Source organism: Pseudomonas salicis, from assembly GCF_057128705.1.
Window position 1 is genome coordinate 331,564 of record NZ_JBSKHU010000007.1, and the last position, 10,883, is coordinate 342,446.

General features: G+C 59.6%; 11 protein-coding genes and 1 tRNA gene. 6 read left to right on the forward strand and 6 right to left on the reverse strand.

The features are described 5' to 3' along the window. Positions 1 to 92: 92 nt before the first annotated feature. The 3 genes from ACWKWE_RS25450 to ACWKWE_RS25460 form a co-directional block, all read right to left on the reverse strand. Complete coding sequence (locus ACWKWE_RS25450) at positions 93 to 554, reverse strand: Lrp/AsnC family transcriptional regulator (RefSeq protein ID WP_341961515.1); 462 nt, start codon at positions 552 to 554, stop codon at positions 93 to 95. A gap of 160 nt (positions 555 to 714) precedes the next feature. Further along, positions 715 to 1,482, reverse strand: a complete 768-nt coding sequence (locus ACWKWE_RS25455; protein WP_483852052.1) for a class II aldolase/adducin family protein — start codon at positions 1,480 to 1,482, stop codon at positions 715 to 717. A 32-nt stretch (positions 1,483 to 1,514) separates the two neighbouring features. After that, on the reverse strand, positions 1,515 to 2,552 hold the full coding sequence (locus tag ACWKWE_RS25460) for an ABC transporter substrate-binding protein (RefSeq protein WP_256665207.1): 1,038 nt from the start codon (positions 2,550 to 2,552) through the stop codon (positions 1,515 to 1,517). Between the two features lie 430 nt (positions 2,553 to 2,982). On the opposite strand from ACWKWE_RS25460, the gene ACWKWE_RS25465 reads away from it, so the two are divergent. From ACWKWE_RS25465 to ppk2, 6 genes are all read left to right on the forward strand, one after another. Continuing rightward, positions 2,983 to 3,570 (forward strand): helix-turn-helix domain-containing protein, encoded by a 588-nt coding sequence (locus tag ACWKWE_RS25465; protein WP_483852082.1) that lies wholly within the window; start codon positions 2,983 to 2,985, stop codon positions 3,568 to 3,570. A 172-nt stretch (positions 3,571 to 3,742) separates the two neighbouring features. After that, positions 3,743 to 4,747 (forward strand): 2-keto-3-deoxygluconate permease, encoded by a 1,005-nt coding sequence (locus tag ACWKWE_RS25470; protein WP_483852053.1) that lies wholly within the window; start codon positions 3,743 to 3,745, stop codon positions 4,745 to 4,747. Further along, positions 4,744 to 6,036 (forward strand): four-carbon acid sugar kinase family protein, encoded by a 1,293-nt coding sequence (locus ACWKWE_RS25475; RefSeq protein ID WP_483852054.1) that lies wholly within the window; start codon positions 4,744 to 4,746, stop codon positions 6,034 to 6,036. Before ACWKWE_RS25470 ends, ACWKWE_RS25475 begins: the two co-directional genes overlap by 4 nt. Then, on the forward strand, positions 6,033 to 7,034 hold the full coding sequence (pdxA, locus tag ACWKWE_RS25480) for a 4-hydroxythreonine-4-phosphate dehydrogenase PdxA (protein ID WP_483852055.1): 1,002 nt from the start codon (positions 6,033 to 6,035) through the stop codon (positions 7,032 to 7,034). Before ACWKWE_RS25475 ends, pdxA begins: the two co-directional genes overlap by 4 nt. A 53-nt stretch (positions 7,035 to 7,087) precedes the next feature. Further along, a complete protein-coding gene (locus tag ACWKWE_RS25485) occupies positions 7,088 to 7,858 on the forward strand; it encodes a DeoR/GlpR family DNA-binding transcription regulator (protein WP_483852056.1) in 771 nt (256 codons plus the stop codon). 164 nt (positions 7,859 to 8,022) lie between these two features. Beyond that, entirely contained in the window at positions 8,023 to 8,934 is a 912-nt protein-coding gene (gene ppk2, locus ACWKWE_RS25490; protein WP_341961526.1) for a polyphosphate kinase 2, read from the forward strand. Positions 8,935 to 9,028: 94 nt separating this feature from the next. Here the strand turns inward: ppk2 and ACWKWE_RS25495 are convergent, their stop codons facing one another. The 3 genes from ACWKWE_RS25495 to ACWKWE_RS25505 form a co-directional block, all read right to left on the reverse strand. After that, on the reverse strand, positions 9,029 to 10,075 hold the full coding sequence (locus ACWKWE_RS25495; protein ID WP_483852057.1) for an FUSC family protein: 1,047 nt from the start codon (positions 10,073 to 10,075) through the stop codon (positions 9,029 to 9,031). Positions 10,076 to 10,109: 34 nt separating this feature from the next. Continuing rightward, on the reverse strand, positions 10,110 to 10,685 hold the full coding sequence (locus ACWKWE_RS25500; RefSeq protein WP_401150178.1) for a YniB family protein: 576 nt from the start codon (positions 10,683 to 10,685) through the stop codon (positions 10,110 to 10,112). Positions 10,686 to 10,795: 110 nt separating this feature from the next. Next, positions 10,796 to 10,872 (reverse strand) — tRNA-Ile (locus tag ACWKWE_RS25505). Positions 10,873 to 10,883 lie beyond the last annotated feature (11 nt).

Genomic DNA, 10,883 nt, shown 5'->3' on the forward strand with positions numbered 1-10,883 from the left:
AGATAACAGTTGAGACGTTCATAAGACGCAGAGTGTCGTCGTTTTGTAGAGAATTTGTGCGATGTGACGAAGGGGTTGGTCCTAATGACGAATCAGACCGGCTGCCCGCGATCAATCTTGCTGCTGAGGATGATCGACGTCGTGGTTTTCTCCACGCCATCGACACTGCCGATCAGGTCGAGCAACTGGTCCAGTTGTTCGGGGGAGTCGGTGCGCAGCCAGGCCACGTAATCGAATTCGCCACTCACCGCGCACAATTGCTGCACTTGAGCCAGCGCACTCAAGCGACGCAGCACCTCTTTGCCCGAACGTGGTTGAACAGTAATGCCGACATACGCCTGCAAGCCGCCGTCCACCACCCGCTGACTGAGGCGCACGCCGTAACCGGTGATAATCTTTGCCTTTTCCAGACGCGCGAGACGTGACGTGACGGTCGTGCGCGCGATGCCCAACTGGCGGGCCAGGTTGGCGACCGGCTCGCGTGCGTTGATCTGCAGCGCGGCGATCAGTTGGCGGTCGACATCATCAAGGGCAGGTGGGCGTAAATCGGACAAGGGGCGGATCTCCATCGGCAAGCGGGTGATGTTACCCGTTGCCGAGGATGGATGGCAGGCTGCTGCGCCTATAGCGGCCCGGCATGTGCGACGAATCTGCATCGTCTGTACCGGCCTATCGCGAATAAATTCGCTCCCACAGAGGGCGTGTCTGCAGTCGTTAGTTTTTGTAATCCGGCGCAACGCGGTCCAGCATTCTCAGCAATGCGGCCCAGGCGAAATCAATGGAATCCGTGTCGCTCAGCTCGCCTTCCGCCACCCCTTGGCCCGGGGCGTTGAACTGCCGCTCAGTACGCACACGCACGTCCTCGGGCGGCAATCGCAGCGTGCCGCCCGCCTGTGCCGCGATCTGAATCTCGCAGGCCTTCTCCAGGTAATACATCCGCAAAAACGCTTGCTTGACCGTGTTACCGACCGTCAACAAACCATGGTTGCGCAGGATCATCACCGAGTTATCACCCAGGTCGGTAACCAGACGCTGCTGCTCACTAAAGTCCAGCGCAATGCCTTCGTAGTCGTGATAACCGACGCGACCATAAAACTCCATCGAGATCTGGTTCACCGGCAGCAAACCCGCTTCCTGCGCCGCCACCGCGCAACCGGCTTTGGTGTGCGTGTGCAGCACGCATTGGGCATCCTCACGGGCGCGGTGAATCGCGCTGTGAATAACGAAGCCCGCCGGGTTGACCGGGTAATGAGAAGCCTCGACTTTGTTGCCGTCGAGGTCGATCTTCACCAGATTCGACGCCGTGATTTCCTCGAACATCAGCCCGTACGGGTTGATCAGGAAATGATGCTCCGGCCCCGGTATGCGCAGGGACAGGTGGGTGTAAATCAGATCGGTCATCCTGTAATGAGCGATCAGGCGATAGCAAGCCGCTAATTCCTGCCTGAGTTGCCATTCCTGCGGGCTGTACGCGTGTGTCATTTTTCCTCCGATGCTGTCAGTCGCTGGCCCGCTTAGCGTGCGAGCCAGGCGTTCAGACGTTCTTCAAGCTCTTCACCATGATCGACCCAGAACTCGATGTTCAATGGCACGGCCACGGCCATGTTTTGTGGCGAAGTCGGAATCCATGGCGCTTTGCTCGGGTCCAACTTGTCGCTCAAGGCCTTGTTGGTCACGCCGTAGGCAATGGATTGTGAGAATGCCTGCTGCGGCGCGCTGTCGTTGGCGTAGGTGATGAATTTATTCGCCGCGTCTTTGTGCTGTGAGCCTTTGACGATGGTCCAGTAATCCATGCTGTACAGCGAGCCTTTCCAGATCGGCGCCACTTTCAGGCCTTCGCTCGCCGCCACTGCGCCACGGCCGCTGAAGGTGGTGGTCATGACGATGTCGCCCGAGGCCAGCCATTGCATCGGCTGCGATCCGGCTTCCCACCATTGAATGTAGGGCTTGAGCTTGTCCAGCTTGGCGAATGCACGATCGACGCCAGCCGGAGTGGCCAGCACTTTGTAGACATCGGCTGGCGCGACGCCGTCCGCCAGCAGCGCGTATTCGAGGGTGTACATGGCGCCCTTACGCAGGCCGCGCTTGCCGGGGTATTTCTCGGTGTCCCAGAAATCGGCCCAGCTCGACGGCACGGTTTTGACTTTGTCAGTGGCGTACACCAACGGCATGCCCCACACCAGCGCTGCCGAGCCACACTCCTGCTGAGCGCCTTCGATCAATTGTTGGCCGCCCGCGAGCTTTGGCCACTCCAGCTTCTCGAACAGCCCCTCTGCGCACCCGCGTTCAAGGTCTGGCGCTTCGACCTGAACCACGTCCCAGTCCGCATGCCCGGTTTCGGCCATCACTTTGATCTTGGCCATTTCCCCGTTGTATTCGGTCTGCACGACGCCCACACCGGCTTTCTTGGCGAAGGGTTCGAAAATGGTGGTGTTCTGGATTTTCTGCGCGGCGCCGCCGAAGCCGACGATGACCAGATTTTCCGCCGCGAATGCGGACAGGGGGGAAAGCATCAATACCGCACACGCAATTTTCAGGTTCTTACTGTTCATCGACATTTTCCTTTGGCCGTAAGGCTCTTTTTTTCGCAGACGAAGGCGCACACAGGCCGACCCTCTGCTGCACAGGGGTAAACGGACAGAAACAGGCAATGGTGTGAAAAACGGGAACGCTGGACTGCAACTTCGCGACGACTGCATGGACGGTCGCGTGGGGTGTTTCATTATTGTTGTTGACCCGCGAGATGGGAGGCGGGCGTGGCTAGAGACTAATCCACGCTTTCTGAAAAAAGAAGATGGGAATGATTATTTAGTGAAAAAAATAGCTAGATTTTCACAATGAGTAAAAAACAACGGCATGAGCCTCTCAGCGATTAGACTTTTTTCACCTTCAGCCGCTTAAACTGCGCCACGTTTCGCAGACTCAGCACACAGGCATCGGAGCAGCACGATGAGCGACGGAAAAATCAACGACAGCGCCAGGATGGCGGATTCAGTGGCTGATGACCTCACGGCTGGCGAGAGCTTTCTGGGTGAGCGCATTCGTGGCCTGCGCAAGCGACAAGGGCTGACCCTCGCCGAGCTGGCGAAACGGAGTCAGCTGTCAGTGGGCTACATCAGTCAACTGGAGCGCGACCTGTCTCGCCCGTCGGTGGATACCTTGCTGAAAATCGGCCGCTGTCTGGGCGTGAACATTCAGTGGTTTTTCTCTACCAGATCTGAGGCCAGCGAAGCTGATGCCGGGTACGTGGTGCGCAAAGAGAGTCGACAAAACATCCATTACGACGACGGCATCTACGACCAGCTCCTCACGCCAAGCCCCAGTGGTCAGATCGAGATGGTCCATTCGCGATTTCCGCCGGGCGCATACAACCGCACCAGCTACACCCATGAAGGCGAGGAAGTCGGCTATGTGCTGAGCGGCACGTTTGAATTGTGGGTCGGGGAGCGGCACTTCGAGCTTGGCGAAGGCGACAGCTTCCGGTTCTCCAGCAACGAGCCTCATCGCTACGGCAACCCCGGCGAAACCGATGCTGTCGTGCTCTGGGTGATCACGCCCCCAACGTACTGATCTTTCCGGCCGCTCTTTGTTGAAATGCTCAAATCGATCATTTGGCTGATCGATTTGCGCAATTCGCGTCGTTGGAATAAGCTCGCTTGAGCAAGTCGATCACCAAAATGATCATTTCGCTCAAATTCAGATGCTCCAATCGCACGCACTATAAAAACAAAGAGTACCCGCCATGGCCCAGATTCCTATCAAGCGCAGTATCGAACGAGTACCCGGTGGCATGATGATCGTGCCGCTGCTGATCGGCTCCCTCGTCGCGACCTTTCTCCCTGACATGCCGAAATTCTTCGGTTCGTTCACCAATGCGTTGTTCACCGGTTCGCTGCCGATTCTGGCGGTGTTCTACGTGTGCATGGGCGCCAGTATCGACATCAAAGCCACGCCTTATTTGCTGAAGAAAGGCGGGGTGCTGTTCGGCACCAAAGTCGGCACCGCGATTGTGATCGGTGTGATCATGGGTCACTTCCTGGGCGAACAGCCGATTACGTCGGGCATTTTTGCCGGGCTTTCGACCCTCGCGGTCGTGGCCGCGATGAACGACACCAACGGCGGCCTTTATATGGCGTTGATGGGGCAATACGGGCGCTCCGAAGATGTGGGCGCGTACTCGGTGATGTCGCTGGAATCGGGCCCGTTCCTCACCATGGTGACGCTGGGTGTTGCAGGTCTGGCGGCGTTCCCGTGGCCAACGCTGGTCGGTGCGATTCTGCCGCTGTTGCTCGGCATGCTCTTGGGCAATCTCGACCGCGAGATGCGTGACTTCCTGGCCAAGGCCGTGCCGGTGATGATTCCGTTCTTCGCCTTGGCGTTGGGCGCGAGCCTGGACCTGCACAAGGTCTGGCAAGCTGGGCTGCTGGGCATCGGCCTCGGCCTGGCGGTCGTGGTGCTGACCGGCATTCCGTTGTATTTCGCTGACCGCGTGTCGGGTGGTACAGGCGTGGCCGGGGTTGCCGCCGCGAACACGGCGGGCAACGCTGCGGCGGTGCCTGCCCTGGTGGCAGCTGCAAACCCGGTTTACACCGAGGCCGCTAACTCCGCGACGTTGCTGGTCGCCGCGTGCGTCGTGGTCACCGCCGTGCTGTCGCCGATTCTTACGGCCTCTGTCGCCAAACGCTACAAAGAGCGTCACGCTGCAAAAACAGCGGGCGTAAACGCGGAACGGGAGGTCGTTCGATGACATTGTTGATCATTGCCGATGACCTGTCGGGTGCGGCGGATTGCGCGATCGCCTTCGCCGGTGCCGGATTGAGCACGGTGGTGACCCTTGATGCATCCCACGACACGGGCGACGCGAGCGTGATTGCCATCGACACCGACACCCGTCGCTTGTCGATAGCCCAAGCGGGCGAACGCACGTTGACGGCATGGCAGACCCTGCGCAAACCCGGTCAACGTCTGTACAAGAAAATCGACTCGACCCTGCGCGGCAACTGGGCGGCGGAAGTGGCGGCACTACAACCGCAGGCCGGGCTGGCCATCATCGCCCCAGCGTTTCCTGCCACCGGTCGGACAACATTGCGCGGCCAGGTGCTGGTCAACGGTCAGCCGCTTGAAACCACCGACACCTGGAAGCTCGAACACGCCGATCGCTCGGCGGACATTACATCGATGCTGGGCGATGCCGGTCTGAGTGTCGCCAAGCTCTCATTGGACATACTGCGCGGTGATGCAGCTGCGCTGGCGCAACACATCGCCGAAATAGCCCGCAGCGATACCAACGCGCTGATTGTTGATGCCGAAACCACGGAAGACCTGCACACCCTCGCCGTGATAACCGCTCAGATGAGCGAGCCACTGTTTTGGGTGGGTTCCGGTGGGCTGGCCCGCGAGCTGGCTGCACTGCCCAATCTGTTATCGGCTCCGGCCCAAGCACCCACGGCGCCGCGTGAAAAATACGCGCCGACGCTGGTCTTGGTCGGCAGCTTGTCGAGCGTTTCGGAGCGGCAATGCGCCTTGTTGAAAGAGCGCGCAGGTATTGGCGAACTTGTGGTGCCTCCTGCGGTTCTGCGGCAAGGCGCGTCGCACCCCGATTGGGCGGGCTGGGAACTGCGTATTCGTGCATATCTGCGCGGCGGCGACGATTTGTTGCTGCGTATTGGCCGCGACGATGCGTTCAACCCTGCTGAAGGCGCTCAACTCTCGACCCAGCTGGCCGCCATGGTCCGTCCGCATTTCGCCCATGTCGGGGGTCTGGTGGCGACAGGTGGCGAAACAGCCCGCGCCATGCTCGGCGCCGTGGGCATCGGCAGCCTGCAATTGCTCTGTGAAATCGAAGCGGGTGTCGCGTTTGGCCATCCCATTTCAACCCGCGAAGGCCACCGCCCTGGCGTGGTCACCAAAGCCGGTGCGTTCGGCACCGACCATGCGCTGTACGCGGCCTGGCTGCACATGAATAACGCTGTAGAACCTGCGCGATACAGCGCAGAACCTGTCCCGATTCCTGCTTCACAAGGTAAAACATCATGAGTAACTATTTGCCCATCATTGGCATCACCATGGGCGACGCGACTGGCGTTGGCCCGGAAATCATCGTCAAAAGCCTCGTTCACGACGTGGTGTACCAGCAATGCCGCCCGCTGGTGATCGGCGATGCGGGGCGTCTGGAATTGGCCAACGAGATCGTCAAAGGCAGCGTGAAGGTGCGTCGCATCAAAGAAGCGGCCGAAGCGCAATACCAGCCGGGAACCATTGACTGCATCGACCTCAAGCTGATCCCGACTGGGCTGCCGTTCGGCCAGCTGTCGCCGATTGCCGGTGACGCTGCGTTTCAGTACATCGCCCGCGCCGTTCAACTGGCCGAGGCCGGGCAGATCGACGCGATCTGCACCGCGCCGCTTAATAAAGAAGCGTTGCACGCTGGCGGCCACAAATACCCGGGCCACACCGAGATGCTCGCGCACCTGACCAACGTCGACGAAGTGTCGATGATGCTCGTTGCGCCGCACCTGCGCGTCATTCACGTCACCACTCACATCGGCATCATCGACGCGATTCGCAAGATCGAGCCGGGTCTGGTTCAGCGCACGATCGAACGCGGCAACGCGACGTTGATCAAGGCCGGCATCGCCAAGCCACGCATCGGCGTGTGCGGCATCAACCCTCACGCGGGCGAGAACGGCCTGTTCGGTTACGGCGAGGAAGAAGAGAAGATCATCCCGGCTGTGAAGCTGCTGCAAGAGCAAGGTCTGGACGTCACTGGCCCGTTGCCTGCTGACACGCTGTTCTTCCGCGCCGGTCGTGGCGATTTCGACCTCGTGGTGGCGATGTATCACGATCAGGGCCATGGTCCGGTGAAAGTGCTGGGGCTGGAAGCGGGCGTCAACGTGACGGTGGGTCTGGAAGTGATTCGCACGTCCGTGGATCACGGCACCGCATTCGACATCGCCGGTAAGGGCATCGCCGACGAGCGCAGCTTGCTGGAAGCGCTGCGTCAGGGTGCCGAACTGGCCACGCGTCGAGGATGAGGTGTGACGGCGCGGTCGTGTAAGATCACGGCCTTTCCGCAACGAGGCCGCCCATGAAAGCCACCGACCGTCATCGCGCCATTCTCGAATTGGTCCGCGCTCGCGACACCAATGTCGAGCAGTTGAGCGCGGCTTTGGGGGTGTCGGAAGCGACCGTGCGCCGCGACCTGACCATGCTCGCCAAGCAGCGGCATTTGGTTCGCACCCACGGCGGTGCGACCGCGCTGATTGGCGTCCATGAACCGGAAGCCTCCCTCGACGAGCGCAAGTCTGCGCAGCGCGATCAGAAAGACGCCATTGCCAAGGCAGCGGCGATTCATGTCCAGGATGGCGACACCGTGCTGCTCGATGGCGGCACCACGTGCGCGGCGTTGGCGTTGCACTTGTGCTCGCGGCAAAACGTGCACGTCGTCACCAATAACTTGTTGGCCGTGATGACCCTCGCCAATGCGTCGGGCATTCGTTTGACGTTGATCGGGGGCGATCTGCGCGGTTCAAGCATGAGCACGCTTGGTCCACTCGCCGAGCTGACACTCAGCCGTTTGAGCGTCGACAAAGCGTTCATGGGGGCGGATGGCGTGGTCGCTGAATTCGGTCTGTGTGAAGCCAGCGATCAGCAGGCCTATCTCAAGGAATGCATCATCAAACGCGCCGCGCAGGTTTTCGTTCTTGCTGACGCCGACAAACTTGGCCGCGCGCGCCAGCAACACTGGACGCCCATCGAACGGGAGTGGACGCTGATCACTGCGGTCGAGGCGGATGAGTCGTTGCTGGCGCCGTTCAGAGCGGTGCAACAGATCACGGTGGAAACCGCAGGCAATTGAGCGCGTGATGCCTCTGAGGGAGCTGTCTTGCTTAAGGTTGTGTAGCTCTTTCAACTCCTATTTGTAGGACTTTTCCCCGTTGTCACCGCGTTGTCATTCTGCTGTCACCCCCGGCGTGTCTAAATTCGGTCCCTGACCCTTGAATCCACGCCGGGAGCTCTGTCATGACTCTGGATCTATCCGAAACCGCCCGCTACATCCAAGCCGACATCCTCGACAGCTTCGACGAAGAGCTGGAGATGGAATACGACGACGCGCGCCTGGATGGCCTGCTCTCCGATTTGGGCGAGGAAGTGCCGAAAGGCATCGATCGACGCGTGTATTTCCGCGAACTGCTGCGTCTGCAAGGCGAGTTGGTGAAGCTTCAGGATTGGGTTGTCAGCCAGAAGCTCAAAGTCGTTGTCTTGTTCGAAGGCCGCGACGCAGCGGGCAAGGGCGGCGCTATCAAACGCATCACCCAGCGCCTCAACCCACGGGTCTGCCGAGTGGCAGCGTTGACCGCACCGAGCGAACGCGAGCGCACGCAGTGGTATTTCCAGCGCTACGTTTCGCACCTGCCAGCCGCAGGCGAAATGGTCCTGTTCGACCGCAGTTGGTACAACCGCGCAGGCGTCGAGCGCGTCATGGGGTTCTGCAACAACGACGAGTACGAGGAGTTTTTCCGCACCGTTCCCGAGTTCGAAAAAATGCTCGTGCGCTCGGGCATCATCCTCATCAAATACTGGTTCTCGATCACCGACGACGAGCAATATCGCCGCTTCCTCATGCGCATCCACGACCCGCTGAAACAGTGGAAACTGTCGCCAATGGACCTGGAATCCCGCCGTCGCTGGGAAGACTACACCCGCGCCAAGGAAGAAATGCTGACGCGCTCGCACACCGACGTCGCACCTTGGTGGATCGTCGAGGCAGATGACAAGAAGCGCGCGCGTCTGAACTGCATCCATCACTTGCTGGAGCAAATCCCCCGTGGCGAAGTGGAGTCGCCGCAGATCTTGCTGCCAGAGCGCGAATACAACGCCAACTACCTGCGTGCGCCGGTGCCGCGTGACATGGTTGTCCCGTCGGTTTATTGAGTGCCGTTGTAGCCCCATGACTTGCCGGTGGTAGCGATCTGGAAATCGCTGCCGCCGACACGTTTGACGGAAGCAGTGCGTGATGTGTCGCGGCTCAGATCTTCCACTTCTTCGCCGTTTTCGCCAGCCGTTGCTGCAGGCCCTCGATGTTCAGCGCGAGCTGTCGATTCATCAACTGATAACCCAACACGTCTGCCGACACCGCAGGCGCCTCCGGTCCGACCGCCAACGATTCGCTTGGCCGCGCCAGACGCTCTGTAGCACCGCTTTGCAACGCCCTCGCCATGCCGATCAACATTCGCCGAATCCGACGTTGCTCAGCGCTCATGCCCACGTTGCCAAGGTCGGTCGGCCGCAGATTCGACAGGATCTCCAGCGTGCTCAGGCACATCCGGAAATGCCCCTGAATGGCGTCCAGCTCCACCAGCGAAATCTTCACTTCCTTCGACACCGACGGCATCAGCGAGCGTAACTGCAACATCGTCGCGTTGAGTCTGGCCATCAGCTTCAAATGCTCGTCCGCCGCAATCGACTGGTCACTGCTGATACGCTCATACACTTTCGCGCAATCCCGCAAACCGCTGGCCAGGTTGTACCGCCACGAATACACCGCATAGAGCGGCAACGCGAAAGAGAACGCCAGCGCCAAAACGATCCCGATCAGAATATCCACCGTCCGCCACAGCCCGTCTGTAATCGGGTTATCGCCATGCCCTGCGACGATAAACAGCGTGATTGCCGACAACAGCGCCGTGTACCCGCCTTTGCCAATCGCGTGATACGCGAAAAAACCACAGATCAGCGACATGACCACGTACGTCAGCAACGGCATGCCCAGGTAATTCTCCTGCGCCACCACCGCCAATCCCAACGCCGCACCAATCAGCGTCCCGTACGCCCGCTCCACCGACTTCTTGCCGATATTGCCGTGATGCTGCAAACCGCCGATCACAATCAACATCGTCACCGACGCCCACTCGCCGTGGGGCAGATGGATGCCGGTGGTGAGCAGAATGGAGACCAAAAGGCCGACGACAATGCGACCCGCATGGATATAGCGCGCGTGGCGGTAGCGGCGGTAAGGGTCCAGAAGTGGACGGAGGAGGCGGCGGAGGAACAGGGGCAGGGAAGGTGCGTTCATGGGATTACAGACCTCAGCGGGCGTGAATCTATCCTCACGTCAGGCCGGAAATTCGGGTGAGTAACGCTGCAATGTACGTGCTCGCCAAGCCTATGAGAATGATCCCGAGCGGACGCTCCCACCAGTTCTTGATCTCGCCAGGTGGCATCTGCAGCGACAGCACCGTGACGCTTGCGGGCTGGTTGATGACGGCAGTCGCCTGTTCTGGGGGGAGCATCGAACGTAACCAAAGCTCGTCCCTCGCCTTCTTCCGGATCGCAGCAATGTCATTAGAAAGCTGTATGCCAGCTCCGCGGATGTAAGCCCCTGTTGCAATGATGACCATGATTCCGACGAGCATCAGCGTGTCCAGGGTCAAGGGTTGATTGACGTCCAGACGCGGTGTCGCGTCCCACAAAACCTGCAGAAAACTTGTGGCTCGGTACACGATCAAGCTCAGATTCTGCAGTTCGTATCCCAGGCCGTTGAGAAATGAAGCCTTAAGCTGCTCCCCAAAATCGTAAATCGAGAGCACTGCTGCCATCAGCAGTTGAGTGAATCCGATCAGCATCACCGCCAGGCCCAGCCACTTCATGCGGCGCGACTTCTTCATTGCTTCCCAAACTGTCATTTCGTCATGTCCTTGTGTTCATAAAAACTCAGTGTTTTCGCATCCTGCGAGCGATCAGGTGGGATAGCTTCCTCGGCAATAAAAAAGCCGCGCAATGCGCGGCTTTCAAGTGGTGGGCCCACACGGACTCGAACCGTGGACCAAAGGATTATGAGTCCTCTGCTCTAACCAACTGAGCTATAGGCCCTCAGTCAGGCG